Here is an 18,405-nt window from a genome sequence, read left to right as displayed (position 1 = left end):
GTCTCAAAGGAATCCGATCGAGATCCAGGGGAAGATCGCGACGATGATCAATCCCACCAGCAGCGCCAAGAGATAGCCCCAGATCGGCCTGATGCCTTCGGCCGGATCGACGCGTCCGATGGCGCAGGCGGCATAATAGCCGACGCCGAAGGGTGGGGCGAATAGCCCGATACCCATGGCGAGAATGATCACCATGGCATAGTGCACCTCGTGGACGCCGACGGCGCGGGCGATCGGGAACAGCAGCGGCCCGAACAGCACGATCGCCGGGATGCCCTCGAGCACACTGCCGAGAATGACGAAGGCCAGGATGGAGACGGCGATGAAGGTCGCGGCACCCCCGGGCAATCCCGTCATGGCCGCGGCCAGCGAGCGCGAGAAGCCCGATTGGGTCAGGCCCCAGGCCATACCGGTCGCCGTGCCGATGATCAGCAGGATCGCGCCCGACAAGGCAGCGGTCTCGACCAGCATCGGAAACAGCCGCCGCCAGTCGAAGCGGCGATAGACCAGCAGGCCGACCAGGGCGCCATAGACGATGCCGATGGTGGAGACTTCGGTTGCGGTCGCGATGCCCTCGACCACGGCGTAGCGGATCACGAAGGGCAGTGCGAGCGCGGGCAGGGCGACGATGAATGTCCTGCCGATCTCGGATGCCGTGGCGCGGCGGACGTGGCTCATGTCCTCGTGGCGGTAGCGCCACCATACCAGCATGCACAGGGTGATCGCGAGCACGACGCCGGGCAGCAGGCCGCCGGTGAAGAGGGCGGCAATCGAAACGCCGGTGACCGAGCCGATCGTGATCAGCACGAGGCTCGGCGGAATGGTCTCGGTCTGGGCACCCGTCGCCGCAAGCAGCGCGACGAGGTCGCCGGGCTTGGCACCGCGCTCTTTCATCTCGGGAAACAGCACGGGCGCAACGGCGGCCATGTCGGCGGCCTTGGCGCCGGAAATGCCGGAGACCAGGTACATCGCACCGACCAGCACATAATGCAGCCCGCCCCTGACATGGCCGAGCAGGCTTGCCAGGAACGCCACCATGGCCCGCGCCATCCCGGTCATCTCGATCAGGAGCCCCAGGAACACGAACAGCGGCACCGAGAGCAGGATGAGGTGGCTCATGCCCTCGTCCATCCGCCCGACTAGCACCATGACCGGCGTGCGCGTGGCGAGCGCCAGATAGCCGAAGATCGCCAAGCCAAAGCCGAACGCAATGGGAACGCCGGCGAAGACGCAGAAGCCGGCGACGCCGACGAAGAAAATGACGAGGTTGAGATTGCCGAGCTGGCGCAGGAACGGCTCCGCCAGCCAGAACAGGCCGATTACGGCAGCAACGGAGACGAACGCAGTCGCGACCATCCGGTAGTCGGCCGCGCGCAGCAGCCGCAGCAAGGCAAAGGCCACCATGAGGCCGATGCCGGCCGGCAAGGCGGCGGCGCGCCACATGTTGGAGATCTGCAGTGCCGGCGTGGTGATGTAGCTCTCTTCGTAGGCATAGTCGCAGGACGGCCAGACGATCAGCGCCAGAAACGCCAGCGCCGCAGAGGTCGCGACCAGGTCGAGATAGGCCCGCATCGCAGGCCTGGCGCTGGCGACGATGGCGGTCATGCGCATGTGCTCGGAGCGGCGGAAGGCGACGGCGGCGCCGAGCATGGCCAGCCACAGGAACAGGATCGAGGCGAGCTCGTCGGACCAGATCAGCGGGCGGTGCAGGCCGTAGCGGGCGACCACGCCGGCAAACAGGATCACGATTTCGGCGACGACGAGAATCGCCGCCGGGACTTCGACGAGGAGGCCGAGCACGCGTTCCAGCGAGCCCAGCAACGAAGGTCGGCGAGGGGACTGCACAGCCACCTCGCCCGCTCCTTCGGTTACCCCAATCTCGATATGAGCCATGATGGCCCCGACGCCTTACGACAGCTTGCCGACGGCCTTCTCCAGGAGGTCCCAGGCCTGGTCGCCGTATTTGCCCTTCCACTCGGCATAGAAGCCGGCAGTCCGCAGCTTGTCGCGGAACGGCGCCACGGCCGGCTGGTTGAAGGTCAGGCCCTTGCCCGCGAGCTCCTGCTGGAGGTTGGCATTGAGCTTGGCTGTGTCCTCGCGCTCCTTCATGGCCGCGGCGTTGATGTTCTTGGCGACGACGGCACGCACGTCCTGAGGCAGCTTTTCCCAAGCCCTGCGGTTCGCCAGGAACCAGAAGCCGTCCCACATGTGGTTGGTCAACGAGCAGTATTTCTGCACCTCGTAGAGTTTCGCCGTCGAGATGATCGCGAGCGGGTTCTCCTGGCCCTCGACGATCTTGGTCTGGAGCGCCGAATAGACCTCGCTGAAATTGATCGAGGCGGGCGCCGCATCGAACGCCTTGAACATCGAGGTCCACAGCGGCGACACCGGCACCCGGATCTTGAAGCCCTTGAGGTCGTCGGGACCGGTGATCGGCTTGGTCGACGACGTGGTCTGGCGGAAGCCGTTGTCCCAGATCTTGTCCATGACCTCGAGGCCGGCCTTCTTGATCTCGCCGCGGACATGGGCGCCGAGATCGCCGTCCATGGCCTTCCAGACCGTGTCGTAGTCCGGGAACGCGAAGCCGATGCCGTTGATGGATGCCGCCGGCACCAGGGTCGACAGGATCAGGCCGGACAGCGTGAAGAACTCGACGCCGCCGGAGCGGATCTGGCTCAGCATGTCGGTGTCGGACCCGAGCTGGTTGTTCGGGAAGATCTGGAGGTCGAACTTGCCGTTCGTCTCGGCCTTGATCGCCGCCGCCATCTCCTTGGCGCGCACGTTCAGCGGATGGGTGTCAGGCAGATTGTTGGCATATTTGTAGGTGAACTCGGCGCTCTGGGCGCGGGCCACATGGGGCGCACTGATGCCGCCCAGGACCGCGGTCGCGGCGGAGGCCTTGAGAAGCGTGCGTCGGGAAAAGCGCGTCGAAAAGACCATGGGTCTGCTTCCTCGGAAGGTTTGTTGTTGTTCTGAGATGCAAACCTATACGGACGGTCGGTCGGAAGGTCATCTGCGATCTCGCGAGGCCTCGCTTATTGCAGCCGGACAAGGTCACGGCAATAACGGCTTGAGGGACATGGGCCGGATAAAAAGTGCGAAAACAACCCCATGCACAGTAGCCGTCAAGTGCTTGGACGACGTTCGGGCCCGGAGACGAAAATCGCGCCGGAGCGAAGCCGGGATGTCAGGAGTTTCATCTAAATAATTGATCTCATTGTACATAAATATATTCCATAATATACCTTATGCGAATCATGGATATGGGCTTGCGGCCAGATGGGACCCGCTCCCCGGCGACCCCAAAATCCTAATCCGGTCCTCTTTGATGGTCCCGCGGTTGGGCGGATGGCCGCGCGTGGTCGAATCGGATCGATCCAGGTTGACGCGGTGCTCACGGCCAGTCGGCAAAGTTCAGCGTCGGCCTCGATCGTCCGGCTCTTTCTCGTGCCGCGACGCGCCGGCGCCAGACACCCGGTGCCTCTCCGGTGTGCTTGCGGAAGAACCGGCTGAAATAGGCGGTATCCTTGAACCCGAGGGCGAACGCGATCTGCTTGATGGCGACGGTGCCGGCCTCCAGCCGTGTGGCGGCTTCCTTGACCACGCGCTGCTGGATCAGCTCGCTCGGCGAGCGCTTCAGCTCACGGCTGCAGAGTGCGTGCAGGCGGTCCGGCGTCATGCCGAGAAGGCTGGCGTAATCGCTGACGCGCAGGTGCTGCTGGTAACGCTCCTCGAGCAGTCTGCGGAAGCGGCTCAGAATCTCGGTGCTGGTGCCCTCCTCGTCCCGGTCACTGTCGCCGGCAAACAGCCGCCAGAAGCGCAGGACGCACAGCGTCAGCTCGGCCGACATGATCGATGCCGCGCCGCTGCGCGTGGGCGCCGCGATCTCATCCGCGATCGCCGCAATCGAATGGGCCATGGTGGTCACGAGATCGGGCTCGACCGGAAGCGCCATGATGCCGGCGGCGCCTTCGAGCGCGAGATAGGCAGGCTCGGCCGAGGGCGGCAGCCGCCGATACCTCCAGATAGTCGGCCGATTCCGCCGGCAGCCAGACGATGGCCGGTCCTGCCAATTTGATCGTTTTGCCGGCCCGGCCGATCTCGGCGGCGCCGCCGCCGTGCAGGCAGAGCAAATGGATGAAGGGCCGGAACGCCTTGGACGTCAGGGTCCAGCGCCGTGCCACGTAGTGCGCTCCGATCAGCTCGGCTCCAATCGGTGCCGTCCCGACCGCTGCGGGGGCCTGGTCCGCCTCCGCGACGCCTCGACGCACTTGCCCGGCGCGACCAGAAACGTCCAATCTTTCCCCGGATTTGTCCATTGTGCGAACAAACCTTGCGGTGCTTGCTAGGTCAAGTTCTCGATCGCAAGCCGGCTCATCGAAGCCACGCTGAAAAGAAATCGGGATCATGAGGAAACGACACTCACATCGTTGCGGGTAACCGCGCGAGTGAAAACGAGGGAGGCTCGACATGTTTTCCGCGAACCGTCGAACGTTGCTGCGCGTCACTGGCCTGGCGGCTTTGGCCACGGTGCTGGGGACCTTCGTGTCCACAGCCGATGCGCAGGAGAAGATCCGGATCGGCTATGCCATTTCCAAGACCGGCCCCTATGCCGGTGGTGCCGGCATCACGACCCTGCCCAATTACGAGCTTTGGGTGAAGGACGTGAACGCGGCCGGCGGCATCAAGCTCGGCGACAAGAAGCTGCCGATCGAGGTGGTCGAATACGACGACCGCAGCAGCTCGGAGGAAGCCGTCAAGGGGATCGAGCGCCTCGCCAATCAGGACAAGGTCGATTTCATTCTTCCGCCCTGGGGAACGGGCCTCAACCTCGCGGTCGGCCCGACGCTGAACCGTCTCGGCTACCCTCACCTCGCGGTCACGTCGGTGACCGACAAGGCGCCGGAGCTTGCCAAGCGCTGGTCGAACGCGACCTTCTGGCTCGGCACTTCCGCGCAGATCTCCGAGGCGCTCGCCGATCTGCTCGGCAAATTGAAGAGCGAAGGCAAGATCGGTCCCAACATCGCGATGGTCAGCATCGCCGATCAGTTCGGCATCGAGTTGTCAGCCGCCGGCCGCGAAGCCTTCAAGAAGCACGGCTTCACGCTCGCCTATGACAAGACCTATCCGATGGGGACTCAGGATCTTCAGCCCCTGTTGAAGGACGCGATCGCGGCCAACCCGGACGCGTTCATTGCGTTCAGCTATCCGCCGGACACGATCGCGCTGACCGAGCAGGCGCAACTGCTCAAGTTCAACCCAAAGGTCTTCTATGTCGGCGTCGGCACCGCCTTCCCGCTCTACAAGGGCAAGTTCGCCGCCAACAGCGATGGCGTGATGGGGATCGGCGGCTGGAACGCGGACTCGCCGCAGCTGAAAGACTATCTCGCGCGTCACAAGGCTGCGACGGGCAAGGAGCCTGATCGCTGGGCAAGCTCGATCACCTATGCGAGCCTCCAGGTGCTCCAGCAGGCGATCGAGAAGGTCGGCAAGCTCGATCGCGCCGCGGTCGCGGCCGAGATCCGTTCGGGCACGTTCGACACCATCATCGGCAAGGTCAAGCTGAAGGACGGACTGCTCCAGGAGGTCTGGAGCGTCGGCCAATGGCAGAACGGCGAATTCTACGCTCTCGCACCCGCCTCGCGTCCGGGCGCGCGCGCCCCGGTCGTGCCGAAGGCGCAGTGGCAATAAGGCTGGCCGGCAGGCCTCGCGTGTGAGGCCTGCCCGCCATCCACCAGGGACACCATCTTCATGTTGCTTGTCGACATCGTCCTGCCGGGCCTCGTGCTTGGTGGCATGTACGCGCTGATCGCGCTCGGCTTGACGCTGCAATATGGCGTGGCGCGGGTCATGAACCTCTCCTATGGGGAGTCGCTCGTCGCCGCCGCCTTCGGCGCGTTCTCGCTCTACAGCGGTCTTGGCCTCAGCCCGCTGGCTGCGCTGCTATTTGCGGTTCCTGTCGCGATGGTGCTGAACTGGCTGCTCTACCGCTTCCTGCTGGAACGCCTGATGCGGCGCGGCAAGGACAGAGGCGCGCAGGAGATCGACAGCATCCTCGTCACCTTCGGCGTATTGTTCGTGATTCAAGGTGCCATGCTGGTCGCTTTCGGTGGCCAGTATTACAGCTACAGCTATCTCTCCATTCCGCTGACGATCATGGGCTCGACCCTCGCGGTCAATCGCCTCGTCGCGCTGCTGTTCGCGGCGCTGGTCGGCGGCGCCGTGTATCTCGCCCTCACCCGCACCCGGATCGGGACTGCCGTTCGCGCCATCGCGGTGGATGCGAATGCCGCGCGCCTGGTGGGGATCGACGTGGCGGCGCTGTCGGGGCTGGCCTTTGCGTTCGGCGGCGGCCTCGTCGCCGTCGGCGGTGTCCTGGTCAGCATGTTCCTCACCTTCAATGCCGCCATGGGCGTGGTCTTCACCATGAAGGCGCTGGTCGTCGTCATCATGGGCGGCGTCGGCAACGTGATGGGCGCGCTGGTTGCGGGACTGCTGCTCGGTGTGGTCGAAAACGCGGTGGCGCGGCTGGTCGATCCGGGCCTGACGCTGGCGGCCACCTACGCGCTGTTCCTCGGTGTGCTCCTGATCAAGCCGACGGGTCTGTTCGGGAGAGCCACGTCGTGACGGCATTGGTCCGGACGTTGCTGTGGTGCGCCGGCCTCGCCCTGGCTGCGGCGATCGTCAGCTATCCGCTTTATGCCAACGGCTATTATCTCGCGCTCGGCATCAGCGTCCTCTACTTCACGATTCTTGCGACCGCCTGGGCGATGTTCTCGGGTCCGACCCGGTACATCTCGCTTGCGACCGTCGCCTTCTTCGGTCTCGGCGCCTACACCGCCGCGGTGCTCGGCGAGACCATGCCCTGGCCGGTCGTGCTGCTGGCCGCGGCCGGGGTGGGCGCCCTCACCGCAGCAATCACCGGGCTTTCGACGCTGCGGCTGTCAGGCATCTATTTCGTGATCTTCTCCTTTGGGCTTGCCGAACTGATCCGGCAACTCGTGATCTGGTACGAGGTCAACATCCACAAATCGGTCGGCCGCTATCTCTTCAGCGCCGTGACGCAGGACATCCTCTATTGGCAGCTCCTTGGCCTGACCGCGCTGGTTTTCCTGGTCGGCTGGCTGCTCGGGCGCTCGCGCTACGGGCTGGCCCTGCGCGCCATCGGCGCCGATGAGACCGCGGCCAGCCATTCCGGCATCGATGCGACGCGGGTCAAGCTCGGCGTGTTCATCCTGAGCGCGACATTCATGGCGATGACCGGTGCGTTGATGGCGCCGCGCTGGACCTATATCGATCCGGCGATTGCGTTCAATCCGACCATCTCATTCCAGGTCGTGATCATGGCCTTGCTGGGCGGGGCAGGCTCGCTGTTCGGCCCTGTGCTGGGTGTCATTCCGCTGGTTCTGCTGTTCGAGGTTCTGACCGCGACGCTGCCCAATCATTTCAGCATCGTGCTCGGCCTCGTCTTCGTCCTCATCGTCATGGTGCTGCCGAACGGGGTGATCGGCCTGCTCGGAGTTGGGCGCTGGCGTGTGCCGACAGGAGGCCGCGCGGCCGCTTCCGCCCGCACCATGGATACACCTCTGCTCGCGGTCGACGGTGTCAGCAAGTCCTTCAGCGGGTTGCGCGCGGTCGATGCCGTGAGCTTCTCGGTCGCGCCGGGCGAGATCGTCGGCATCATCGGTCCGAACGGCTCGGGCAAGACGACGCTTCTCAATACGCTGTCCGGCGCTTTGACTCCGTCATCGGGCACGATCCGGTTCAGTGGCACCGTCCTCAACGGCCTGCCGGCACACCGGATCGCGCGTCTTGGCCTCGCGCGCACTTTCCAGCTGGTGCGCGTGATGCCGGACCTGACCGTGGCCGAGAACGTTGCTGCCGCACGACTGTTTTCCTCCGCACCCGCGTCGTCGAGCGGCCCGGAGGCGACGGGCGGCGAGTTGCTCGATCTGGTCGGGCTCGGCACCATGCACGAGGCGCAAGCGGGCGAACTGACCTATATCGATCAGAAACGTCTGGAGCTTGCCCGTGCGCTGGCGCTGCAGCCGCGCCTCGTGCTGCTCGACGAATGGCTGGCGGGCCTCAATCCGAGCGAGCTCGAGACCGGCATCGCGCTGATCGCGAAGCTGCGCGAGCGCGGCCTCACCATCATCATGGTCGAGCATGTCATGGATGCGATCCGCGCGTTGTGCGGCCATTGCATCGTCATGAACGCCGGCAGCGTGATCGCGCGCGGCGCTCCGGACGAGGTCCTGGCCGATCCAAAAGTCATCGCCGCCTATCTCGGAGATGACGATGCTTGAGGTCGCCGCCCTCTCCCACTTCTATGGCAAGCACCAGGCCCTGGCCGACATTGCGCTCGGCATCGATCAAGGCGAGATCGTCGCGATCCTCGGCGCCAACGGTGCCGGCAAGTCGACCCTGCTCAAGAGCATCGCGGGTCTGGTCAGGCCCACCCCTGGCGCAACGATCCGGTTCGAGGGACGGGACATCGGTGAACTGCCGGCCCATTTGATCGTGGAGCGCGGCATCGCCCTGGTGCCTGAAGGCCGCGGGGTCTTCGGCGAGCTGACGGTTGCAGAGAACTTGCAGCTCGGCGCCTACCCTGCCCGGGCCCGTGCAGGCGAAGCAGCGCGGCTCGCGAAGATCTTGCAGCTGTTCCCTCGCCTGGCCGAGCGCATGACCCAAGCCGTCCGCACCATGAGCGGCGGCGAGCAGCAGATGGTGGCGATTGGCCGCGCGCTGATGTCGAACCCGCTGCTCCTCCTGCTGGACGAGCCCTCGCTCGGCCTGTCGCCCCTGCTCAGCCGCGAGATGTTTCGCGCACTGACGCAGATCCGCGGCAGCGGCGTCGGCGTCCTCCTGGTCGAACAGAACGCGCGCGCGAGCCTCGACATTGCCGATCGGGTCTACCTGATCGAGTCCGGTCGCAACGCCGGCAGCGGTCCTGCGGCTGCGATGAAGAACGATCCCGAGATTCAGCGCGCCTATCTCGGCAAGGCGCGCGCCGCATCGCCGCGACGATGATCGCCCAGCAACTCCCTCCTGCAATCCTCGGAGAGCTCCATGAACGCAATCGACCTTCTGATCGCCGGCAAGGACCAGCCGGCCAGCAACCAGCGCACCTTCCAGCGCCATAACCCCATCTCCGGCGAGGTCGCGACCATCGTGGCGGCGGCCTCGATCGAGGATGCGATGCGCGCCGCCGATGCGGCGGCCGCCGCCTTTCCCGCGTGGTCGCAGCTCGGTCCCTCCGAGCGCCGCAAGCGGCTCAACGCCGCCGCCGACGTCCTGGCGCGCCGGGCGCCGGAATTCACCGCGCTGATGGTGGCCGAGACCGGCGCCACCGCAGGCTGGGCCGGTTTCAACGTGCATCTTGCCGAGGGAATGTTGCGCGAAGCTGCGGCCATGACGACACAGATATCGGGCGAGGTCATTCCGACCGACAAGCCCGACAATCTCGCCATGGCCTTCCGCCAGCCCGTCGGCGTCGTGCTCGGCATTGCACCGTGGAACGCGCCGGTGATCCTCGGCGTGCGCTCGGTGGCGATGCCGCTCGCCTGCGGCAATACGGTCGTGCTGAAGGCCTCCGAGATGAGCCCTGGCGTCCACCGCCTGATCGGAAGCTGCCTGACCGAAGCCGGCCTGGGCGATGGCGTCGTCAATGTCGTGACCAACGCGCCGGAGGACGCGCAGGCCGTCGTCGAGGCGTTGATCGCCCATCCCGCAATCCGCCGCGTCAACTTCACTGGTTCGACCCGGGTCGGCCGCCTCATTGCGCTCGCTTGCGCCAAGCACCTCAAGCGCGCGCTGCTCGAGCTCGGCGGCAAGGCTCCGCTCGTCATCCTCGACGATGCGGACCTCGACGCCGCCGTCAACGCCGCGGCTTTCGGGGCTTTCATGAACCAGGGCCAGATCTGCATGTCGACGGAACGGATCGTCGTCGACGACAAGGTGGCGGACGCCTTCATCGCCAAATTCGCCGCCAAGGCGAACAGCCTTCCCTTCGGCGATCCGGGCAAGGGCAATGTGGTGCTCGGCTCGCTGGTCAGCGGCGCGGCCTGCGACCGCGTCAGGGGCCTGATCGACGATGCCGTCGCCAAGGGTGCCGTGGTCGCGGCGGGCGGACACGGCAGCGCCACCATCATGCCGGCCACGATCGTCGATCACGTCACGCCGGCGATGCGCATCTATGGCGAGGAAAGCTTCGGTCCGGTCGTGACCGTGGTCCGCGTCAGCGGGGTGGACGAGGCCGTCCGCGTCGCCAACGACACCGAATATGGCCTCTCCTCCGCGGTATTCGGCCGCGACATCGCGCGCGCCCTCGGCGTCGCCAAGCGGATCGAGTCCGGTATCTGCCATGTCAACGCGCCCACTGTGCACGACGAGCCGCAGATGCCCTTCGGCGGCACCAAGGCGTCCGGTTACGGCCGCTTCGGCGGCAAGGCAGCGATCGACGAGTTCACCGAGCTGCGCTGGATCACCGTGCAGACCGGACCGCGACACTATCCGTTCTGAGCCGTAGCTCCACCGCACAGCGCAGTCTTCGGCCCGGCGCTCGAACGTCGTCCGAGCTCTTGACGGTTACTGTGCATGTGGTTGTTCTTTTTATCCGGCCATGTCTCACGGGTATACTTTGTACAGACTAGCCCCCGTGCCCCGCCTTGCTGAGCTCGAACGAGCACACGTTGGTTTAGAGACTTGCTCAATCGCGCAACACCTTCCGTAGCGCGGTTGGCGCGAGAATGCGGATGCGTCGGTACGACAGTTTCACGTATCCATCCGCTTCGAGTTGGCGCAGAATAGAACCAGCCGTGGTCCGAGCGACGTTGGCCATATAGGCGATTTCTTCATGGTTGAGGTCAATCTCGATTGGCCGGCCGTTTGGCGGACTTGTGAGGCGGCAATCTCCGAGGCGGAGCAGGACAGCCACGAAGCGCTTGGCGTGACTGCGAATCATCAGGTCGTCGGAGCCCCCCATTGCGAGATCGAGATGATCGAGCGCCAGGAGGCCAAATAGCCGCCAGGCAGCTGGGTCGACGCCGACAATCTCGTCGACGCCATGCATCGGCAGATGCAGCAGTGTCGTTGGCCTGGTCGCGGTCAGGCCAACTTTTCGGGGCTGACGCGTGAAGACCGAGCCTTCCCCGAACCAAGCGCCGGGCATCGCGAAATGCGCGGTATACGGCCCTGCCTCCCGAGGCGCGATGGAAACGCCGAGACCTCCTTCGACAAGCCCATAGAGGCCGCCCGGCTCATCGCCGATCGCATAAATCGGAGCGCCGCCGCCAACGTGCTCCAGCACGCAGCGCTTCAAGACCGCGCTCCGAAATGACGGCGGCGTGTTGCGGAGCCAGCCTTTGTCGCTGACGATTTCGGAGGCCGCTTCCTTTCTGAGCATCCTGGCTCCAATAGGTCGCCGGCGATCAATCTGACTGAGGCTTTATGGCTATGCATGTCGGTGGCCACGGGGTTGATCGAGATCAATATCTCGCTGGTTGTGTCGTGGTGCGTTGCCCGTCCGCATCGTTCCGATTCCATCATGAACAGATGGAACCCAGCCTGCGCCAAGCTCCGTCGGCGTAACCTCAGCTCATTCCAATCGAGCGGGCAGCAAAGAGGCAGGAATTGCGATGAGACATGAACGGACCCCCTCCTCTGCTTCGATCGCCTTTGTGATTGCCGGACTTGCGCTCGCCGTTGCCGTACCCGGAGACGCCAGCGCACAATCGACAGCGACTGGAGCCGCCACCGATGATGTCTCGGTCAAGGGCGCGTTCGATCCGGACGACGCCGCAAATCTCGAAAGCAAGCCGGAGACGCCGGCCGGCGTCGAGGCAAAGAAGCGATACTCGCCGTATGCGGGCCGCCAATATCCGACCCGCGTGTTCTTCGGCGACACCCATCACCACACGGCCAATTCGGGCGACGCTTTCATGGGCGGCAACAAGCTGACGCCGGAGCAGGCCTATCGTTTCGCGCGCGGGGAAGAGGTCGTGTCCTCGAGCGGCGTGCCGGCGAAGCTCTCCCGTCCACTCGACTTCCTCGTCGTGTCGGACCATGCAGAGGGGCTCGGCCTGATGTTTCAGGTCGCCGACGGCAACCCGGCCTTCGCGTCGGATTCGACTCTGACGCGCTGGGGCAAGGCGCTGAAGAGTGGCGGAAAGGAGCAACAGGACGCCATGAACGAGCTTGTTTCGGCGCAGGCCAACAACAAGCTTCCGCCTCCGATAAAGGACCCGAAGATCGTCGGTCCGATCATGAAGTCGGTCTGGCAGGAATACACGGCGACCGCCGAGAAATTCAACGAGCCGGGTCGCTTCACCGCGATGATCGGCTTCGAATGGACTTCGGTTCCCGGCGGCAACAACCTGCATCGCAATGTCCTGTTCCGCGACAACAAGGACAAGGCCGATCAGATTTTGCCGTTCTCCGCCTGGCAGAGCGAAGACCCGGAGAAGCTGTGGGATTGGATGGACAAGTACGAGCAGAAGACGGGAGGAAAGCTGCTTGCCATCCCGCATAACGCGAACCTCTCCAACGGCCGCATGTTCGAATTGGTGGATTTTGCCGGCAAGCCGCTCTCGAAGGGATACGCCGAGCGACGCGCCCGCTGGGAGGTGCTGCAGGAAATGATGCAGACCAAGGGTGCCAGCGAGACGCATCCCGCATTGTCCCCGAACGACGAGTTCGCGGATTTCGGCATCGCCGGTTGGGAATACGGCAACCTGACGCTGGAAGACAAACCTCTGTCCCGCGACATGATGCCGACCAATTATCTCCGCTGGGGATTGCTCCAGGGGCTGATGCAGGAGAGCAAACTCGGCGCCAATCCGTTCAAGTTCGGCTTCATCGGCGGCACCGATGTCCATAATTCGCTCACCTCGATCGAGGAGGACAATTTCTACGGCAAGCACGTCAATCAGGAGCCGCGTCCGACCCGCTGGGAACACGTCTCCAAGCAGGGCTTCGGCAAGACGCGATACACGTGGCACTACACCGCGGCCGGCTACGCGGCGGTGTGGGCTACCGACAACACCCGCGAAGCGCTGTGGGACGCAATGAAGCGCAAGGAGGTCTATGCGACCTCGGGCACCCGCATGACCGTCCGCATGTTCGCCGGCTGGGACATCACGGCCGACGACGCGCGCTCGCGCTACGTCGCGGAGACAGGCTACGCCAAGGGCGTGCCGATGGGCGCGGACCTGCCGAAGTTGCCGGCGGCGGGCAAGGCCCCCTCCTTCCTGATCGCGGCGATGAAGGATGCACAAGGCGGCAATCTCGACCGCATCCAGATCGTCAAGGGCTGGCTCGACAAGGCCGGCAAGCCGCAGGAAAGAATCTACAACGTGGTGTGGAGCGATGCGCAGCGTCGCAAACCCGGCAAGGACGGCAAGCTGCCGCCGGTGGGCGACACGGTCGACGTCGCGCGGGCCAGTTGGACCAACACCATCGGCGCCTCCGAACTCGTCGGGGTCTGGAAGGACCCTGATTTCGATCGATCCGTGCGGGCGTTCTACTATGCGCGCGTCATCGAGATCCCGACGCCTCGCTGGACCGCTTATGATGCGCTCCGCTTCGGGATCAAGATGCCGCCGGAAGTGCCCATGAAGCACCAGGAGCGCGCCTGGACCTCACCCGTCTGGTACACGCCATCGTAAACGGCGAGCGCAGCCATGAAACGTCTGCTCAAAGAGCCCTTACTCCATTTTCTGGCGCTGGCTGTCGCTGTCTTTGTCGCCTACGGGGTCTTCAATCGCGTCGAGGTGGGCAAGCCTGACGAGATAATGATCACGCAGTCCCGGATCGATCGGCTGGCCGCGCAGTTCGCCGCGATCTGGCAGCGTCCGCCGACATATGCCGAGCTCAAGAACCTGATCGACGACCACGTCAAGGAGGAGATTCTCGTCCGCGAGGCGCTTGTGCTCGGTCTGGACAAGGACGACGTGATCATTCGCCGCCGCCTGCGCCTCAAGATGGAGTTCTTGAACAGCGCCGAAACCGCGACCTTGACGCCGACTGACGCCGAGCTCGAGATCTATCTGAAGGACAATCCCGACAAGTTCGCGATTGATCCCGCATATGCTTTCCAGCAAGTACTGCTGAGCCCCGACCAGCATGGCGACAAGATCGATCAGCGCGCAGCTTCGGTTCTTGATGTCCTCCGAACGAAACTGTCCATCGACCCGGCCGAGCTCGGAGACGCCACGCTGCTCCCGCGCAAGCTCGATCTCACCGGCAAGGCATCGATCAGCCAGACGTTTGGTCCCGCGTTCGCTGACGCCCTCGACAAGATCGCACCGGGCGAGTGGACCGGGCCGGTCGAGTCGGACTTCGGGCTGCATCTTGTCCGCATCGCGGAGCGTCAGGCGGGCCGCGCGCCCGCACTTGCCGAGGTTCGCAGTCCCGTCGAACGCGAGTGGGCGAACGAGAAACGCAAAGCCACCGAGGATCAACGCCTCGCCGCGCTGCTGACGCGCTACCGGATCACGACGGAGCGGAAGCCGAATGGCGCTCCCCGGCTAGCGAACGGTCCATGACCCGTCTCGCCGGCATCCTTCTCTTTCTCGCGCAGTTGCTTGCGGTCAGTCTCGCTGCGGCCGACGAGCTTCGGCCCGCCTATCTCGACATCCGGGAAACGGCGGCCGACGAATTCGCCGTCGTGTGGAAGGTCCCGGCGCTCGGCGATATGCGGCTGGGCATCTACATTCGCCTGCCTGCGTCCTGCCGCCCAAAGGCGGAGCCGGTCAGGACCATTCAGGCGGGGTCCTTCTTCGAGCGATCGAGCGTGGTTTGCGCCGGCGGCCTGAAGGGCCAGGAAATTTCCGTCGACGGCCTCAGGGCAGGCGTGACGGACGCGCTGGCGCGAATTGAGTACCGTGACGGCACGACGGAAGTCGCACGGATCACCCCGGACTCCCCGACCATCGTCGTCGTGGGCACCCAGAGCAGGCTCGAGGTCGCCAAGACCTATCTGCTGCTCGGGATCGACCATATCCTCACGGGTTTCGATCATCTGCTGTTCGTGCTGGCGCTGATGCTGCTGATCCGTGCTCCCTGGATGCTGGCGAAGACGATCACCGCCTTCACGATCGCGCACAGCATCACGCTGGCAGGCGCCACCCTCGGCTATTTCAGCCTGCCGCAGAAGCCCGTCGAAGCCGCTATCGCGCTCAGCATCGCCTTCGTTGCAAGCGAGCTCATCAAGATCAAGGCGGGCGAACGACGTCTGTCGCAAGCCTATCCATGGCTGGTCTCCTTCGCCTTCGGCCTGCTTCACGGCTTCGGCTTTGCCGGCGCGCTCAAGGAGACCGGTTTGCCGCAACTGGACATCCCGCTGGCTCTGCTCATGTTCAACATCGGCGTGGAGGCCGGCCAGCTCCTGTTCGTCGCAGCGATGCTGATCGTGGTCCGAGCAGCTACAGCGTTCGTTAAATTGCCTGTGGTGCCGGCCCGCCTCGCCGCCGCCTACCTGATCGGCACCATTTCCATGGTCTGGTTCGTCAACAGGGTCACAAGCTTCGCGATCTAGCGAGCGATCACCTCAACCAGTGAGCCGACAACCAGGGCCACTGCGGGCGCAACAGATCGGGTGCTTGGATTGCCTGCGACATTTGGCCTTCGATTGATCGTCCGCGATCAATGTCACTTCCCTCGCCTGTTACTCTTCGAAGGACGGTGACCTCTGATCTACCCCCAGCGAGTGCGATGCGTGCGGGGTAACGGGAGCGCAAATGAAGGCCTCACGCATTTTGATCCGAGCGCTCCTGGCTGTGCCTCTGTTGCTCATTGAAATCGAACCCGGCGCGAGCGACGGCTCCGATGACCACAACAACTGTGGTGTCGATGAACGGCCGCTTGCGCAGCGTCACTTGGCCACCGATAGCGAGGGCCGCACGAGTTGAACTGACGACTTGTACTTCACGTCGTGAACCGGAGGGACCCCGTCATGATCAGAAACGGGCTGTACGCGCTAACCGTCGAGTTGCTTGACGGCATTCAAGGCGGAGGCAATGGCGTCCTCGTATTGCGCGACGGCACGATCCGCGGCGGAGACTCCTACTTTTACTTCATCGGCTGTTACGTATGTAGCGGCGGCAGGTGGAAAGGCGAGGTCACCTCGCAAGAGCACACGCTGAACTTGGCGACGCGGCCCTTTGCACGAAAGGTCGCCACCGTTGGCTTCAGTGGATGCTATACCGACCGCGGCGCCGAAAACACCAACACCGCGTTGCTAGGCAATCGGAGCATTCCGTTCCGAACGACCCTGCGCCTGCTGCTCGCCGACCAGGACTTTGACGTGCTCGGCGCTCGATCGACGGCGTAACGACCATCTCCGATGAAGGCACGCAGGCGCTCCTGCCCGGGCCGGCCGCCGAAAACCGATCGAATGCGTTGATCGTGCCCGAGGGGCACGATCCGGCGAGCCCTATTTGGCGGCCGAGTACCAGATCGGCGACGTCCAGGCCCGTTCCTGCACCGTGGGCGCCACGCCTTCAAGCAACGGCAGTTTCGCGCGAAAGGCATCATAGGTGCTCCAGCGCGGCGTCGGGATCTGCAGCACGCGAGCGTAGTAGAGAGCGTGCTGGGTGGGATCGAAGTCGGCGTCCACCCAGGTCCCGGTCAGCTGCGGACTGCCACCCGAATTGCTGTAGGTTGCCGTCTTCACATCGACCGTATTCGCCACCGGCGGCAGCTTGCCGTCCGGACCGACTTTGCGATCGCCTGACCACGCGACGTTGACGATCTTCTCCTGCGGCGCGCCGTGCGCGCCGATCCAGCCTTTGATGATCTGGATGCGATCGAGATTGGCGTCCTTCGGACCCTTGATCGCCGTCACGTTGAAGCGCAATGGCCGCTTCTCGCCGGCGGCGACCGCCGGCAGGTTTCCGCCCATCGGCACCCCGAACCTGTACCCGTTCTCGACCATGGCCTTCGGGTTGGCGTCCGGCCCGGGAAGATCGAAACCCGCGAACATGCGGATCTTGATGCGGACACCACTGGTCGCAAACGTTTCCTTCGCCTTCATCGCGTCCCAGATCGCGCCCCGCGTATTGCTGGTCGCCCAGACGCCGGTGAGCGCGCCGGGGTTGAGGTCGATACCGCCGATCCAGCCGCCGACATCCGCGGTCCGGCGTCGCTCGACCGTACCGTCGGCGGCGCCATGGCTGCCGACCTTGAAGTTACTTTCGTCGGTATCGCCGGGCGTGCCGTTGTGGCTGTCGGTCCCTCCCACGACGCCGTATTTGTAGGGATTGGCTCCCAGCGTGCGCTCATATTCGAGGCCTTTGACGAGCCCATAACGAACGAAGTTTTCCTTCTGCGCCACGCGACCGCTGTAGTTCGCCATCGTGTCCGCGTTCTCGAAATTCGCGAATTCGTCGGCGGCCCAGAACTTGCGGTGAACTTCGGAATTGCCCTTCACCTGCATCATCTCAATCAGCGGCTCGAAATGGGCGCGCGTTTTCGCATAGGCTCCATCGATCGGCCTGCCCTGCGGATCGAGCGGGTCGAACATCATGCCCTTACTGGCGTTCGAGTTGTGCGGGATCGCGATCACCGAGGCGCCGATTCTCTCCAGGCCGCCCATCCAGGCCCAGAGCCCGTCCTCGCGATTGATATCGATGTAGCTCATGGGAATCTCGGGCACGCGGATGTCCCGGAAGAACACGTTGCGATGCAGATTGCCGCCCTTGGGCGCCGCGCTCCATTCGAACGCGGGAATCGTCGTGAACTTGCCGGGCTGATAGTTCCGCTCGGCGGCCTCGAGTTCGATGACCCAGGCGCTCTTCGTGGTCTCGGTACCTGCGAAGAACGGCGGGTGCTGCGGCGTCTCGGAACGGTTGCTCTTCACGACATAGTTCAGGAACCAAGTCTCGCGGTCCTCGATCGAGGTCATCGACCGCAATTCCTTCAGCTTGTCCTGATCGTGTCCGGGCGCGCCCGCGACCATGGTCGAGTACATCTCGCCGAGATATTCGGCGTGATCCGTCACCGCGGCGAAATCGAGAGGCTCGACGATGCGGTGCACCTGGCCGTTGACCGTCATCTTCTCGCCCTGGGCGAAGCGATACGCCCCATCCGGGGTCAGCCGCGCCCCGCCGAGATAGGCGTCCAGCGAATAGGCGGTGTGGACATGCGTTTCGCCAAAATAGGCCTCCCGCAGCGGATTGGACGGAGCCCTGGCCTCGGCGGCCACGATCCGCGCCTGCTCCTTCTGCATCGCAGGGCTGGCCGCCAGCAGCTTCAGATCGTCCGCTCGCGCTGCCACAGCACACAAGGATGCGGCCAGCAGCAGGCCGCCGCCGATGGCGCCATGTCCGATCGTGGTGACGCCCTCCCCTTTGTTGTTCATGTTCATGCCCCGTATGTATTGCCACCGCGCTTCGGGGCGCACGTCCG

General features: G+C 64.4%; 15 protein-coding genes. 9 read left to right on the top strand and 6 right to left on the bottom strand.

Translation table 11 applies throughout. From position 1 onward, the window contains the following. Positions 1 to 3: 3 nt before the first annotated feature. From AX729_RS15500 to AX729_RS41145, 3 genes are all read right to left on the bottom strand, one after another. Positions 4 to 1,893, bottom strand: a complete 1,890-nt coding sequence (locus AX729_RS15500) for a TRAP transporter large permease (RefSeq protein ID WP_061024469.1) — start codon at positions 1,891 to 1,893, stop codon at positions 4 to 6. A 15-nt stretch (positions 1,894 to 1,908) separates the two neighbouring features. Then, a complete protein-coding gene (locus AX729_RS15495; RefSeq protein ID WP_061024468.1) occupies positions 1,909 to 2,940 on the bottom strand; it encodes a TRAP transporter substrate-binding protein in 1,032 nt (343 codons plus the stop codon). A 454-nt stretch (positions 2,941 to 3,394) separates the two neighbouring features. After that, the gene (locus AX729_RS41145; protein WP_061024465.1) at positions 3,395 to 3,955 is read right to left on the bottom strand and encodes a helix-turn-helix domain-containing protein; all 561 of its coding nucleotides are present in this window, start codon (positions 3,953 to 3,955) and stop codon (positions 3,395 to 3,397) included. A 515-nt stretch (positions 3,956 to 4,470) separates the two neighbouring features. On the opposite strand from AX729_RS41145, the gene AX729_RS15485 reads away from it, so the two are divergent. From AX729_RS15485 to AX729_RS15465, 5 genes are read left to right on the top strand one after another with little or no spacing between them, the layout of a single operon-like run. Continuing rightward, positions 4,471 to 5,691 carry an amino acid ABC transporter substrate-binding protein gene (locus AX729_RS15485; protein ID WP_061024462.1) on the top strand — a complete coding sequence of 407 codons (1,221 nt, stop codon included), beginning with the start codon at positions 4,471 to 4,473 and terminating at the stop codon, positions 5,689 to 5,691. Positions 5,692 to 5,751: 60 nt separating this feature from the next. Next, complete coding sequence (locus AX729_RS15480) at positions 5,752 to 6,627, top strand: branched-chain amino acid ABC transporter permease (RefSeq protein ID WP_061024459.1); 876 nt, start codon at positions 5,752 to 5,754, stop codon at positions 6,625 to 6,627. Next, positions 6,624 to 8,306 carry a branched-chain amino acid ABC transporter ATP-binding protein/permease gene (locus AX729_RS15475; RefSeq protein WP_245325211.1) on the top strand — a complete coding sequence of 561 codons (1,683 nt, stop codon included), beginning with the start codon at positions 6,624 to 6,626 and terminating at the stop codon, positions 8,304 to 8,306. The genes AX729_RS15480 and AX729_RS15475 overlap by 4 nt, the downstream gene beginning before the upstream one ends. Beyond that, positions 8,299 to 9,030 carry an ABC transporter ATP-binding protein gene (locus AX729_RS15470; protein ID WP_061024507.1) on the top strand — a complete coding sequence of 244 codons (732 nt, stop codon included), beginning with the start codon at positions 8,299 to 8,301 and terminating at the stop codon, positions 9,028 to 9,030. The genes AX729_RS15475 and AX729_RS15470 overlap by 8 nt, the downstream gene beginning before the upstream one ends. 39 nt (positions 9,031 to 9,069) lie before the next feature. Continuing rightward, the gene (locus AX729_RS15465) at positions 9,070 to 10,521 is read left to right on the top strand and encodes an aldehyde dehydrogenase (RefSeq protein WP_061024454.1); all 1,452 of its coding nucleotides are present in this window, start codon (positions 9,070 to 9,072) and stop codon (positions 10,519 to 10,521) included. 187 nt (positions 10,522 to 10,708) lie between these two features. Here the strand turns inward: AX729_RS15465 and AX729_RS15460 are convergent, their stop codons facing one another. After that, on the bottom strand, positions 10,709 to 11,404 hold the full coding sequence (locus AX729_RS15460; protein WP_061024452.1) for a Crp/Fnr family transcriptional regulator: 696 nt from the start codon (positions 11,402 to 11,404) through the stop codon (positions 10,709 to 10,711). A gap of 232 nt (positions 11,405 to 11,636) precedes the next feature. Between AX729_RS15460 and AX729_RS15455 the strand changes: the two genes are divergently transcribed. The 3 genes from AX729_RS15455 to AX729_RS15445 are packed head-to-tail and all read left to right on the top strand — an operon-like array spanning position 11,637 to position 15,535. Next, a complete protein-coding gene (locus tag AX729_RS15455) occupies positions 11,637 to 13,664 on the top strand; it encodes a DUF3604 domain-containing protein (RefSeq protein WP_082770444.1) in 2,028 nt (675 codons plus the stop codon). A gap of 15 nt (positions 13,665 to 13,679) precedes the next feature. Beyond that, positions 13,680 to 14,543 carry a peptidylprolyl isomerase gene (locus AX729_RS15450; protein WP_061024451.1) on the top strand — a complete coding sequence of 288 codons (864 nt, stop codon included), beginning with the start codon at positions 13,680 to 13,682 and terminating at the stop codon, positions 14,541 to 14,543. Beyond that, positions 14,540 to 15,535 (top strand): HupE/UreJ family protein, encoded by a 996-nt coding sequence (locus tag AX729_RS15445; RefSeq protein ID WP_061024449.1) that lies wholly within the window; start codon positions 14,540 to 14,542, stop codon positions 15,533 to 15,535. Before AX729_RS15450 ends, AX729_RS15445 begins: the two co-directional genes overlap by 4 nt. Before the next feature lie 211 nt (positions 15,536 to 15,746). Here the strand turns inward: AX729_RS15445 and AX729_RS41520 are convergent, their stop codons facing one another. Beyond that, the gene (locus AX729_RS41520) at positions 15,747 to 15,875 is read right to left on the bottom strand and encodes a hypothetical protein (protein ID WP_283807804.1); all 129 of its coding nucleotides are present in this window, start codon (positions 15,873 to 15,875) and stop codon (positions 15,747 to 15,749) included. 77 nt (positions 15,876 to 15,952) lie between these two features. Here AX729_RS41520 and AX729_RS15440 point away from each other — a divergent pair, with 77 nt between their 5' ends. Beyond that, positions 15,953 to 16,330: a hypothetical protein gene (locus AX729_RS15440; protein WP_061024447.1), complete on the top strand. Its 378-nt coding sequence runs from the start codon at positions 15,953 to 15,955 to the stop codon at positions 16,328 to 16,330. A 102-nt stretch (positions 16,331 to 16,432) separates the two neighbouring features. On the opposite strand, the gene AX729_RS15435 is transcribed toward AX729_RS15440, so the two are convergent. Beyond that, entirely contained in the window at positions 16,433 to 18,358 is a 1,926-nt protein-coding gene (locus tag AX729_RS15435; protein ID WP_061024445.1) for a DUF3604 domain-containing protein, read from the bottom strand. Positions 18,359 to 18,405: the final 47 nt, after the last annotated feature.

Source organism: Bradyrhizobium sp. CCH5-F6 (genome assembly GCF_001556045.1).
Classification (GTDB): Bacteria; Pseudomonadota; Alphaproteobacteria; order Rhizobiales; family Xanthobacteraceae; genus Bradyrhizobium.
The sequence above is the reverse complement of the archived record's forward strand: the minus strand, read 5'-3'. Positions and strand labels throughout refer to the sequence as shown.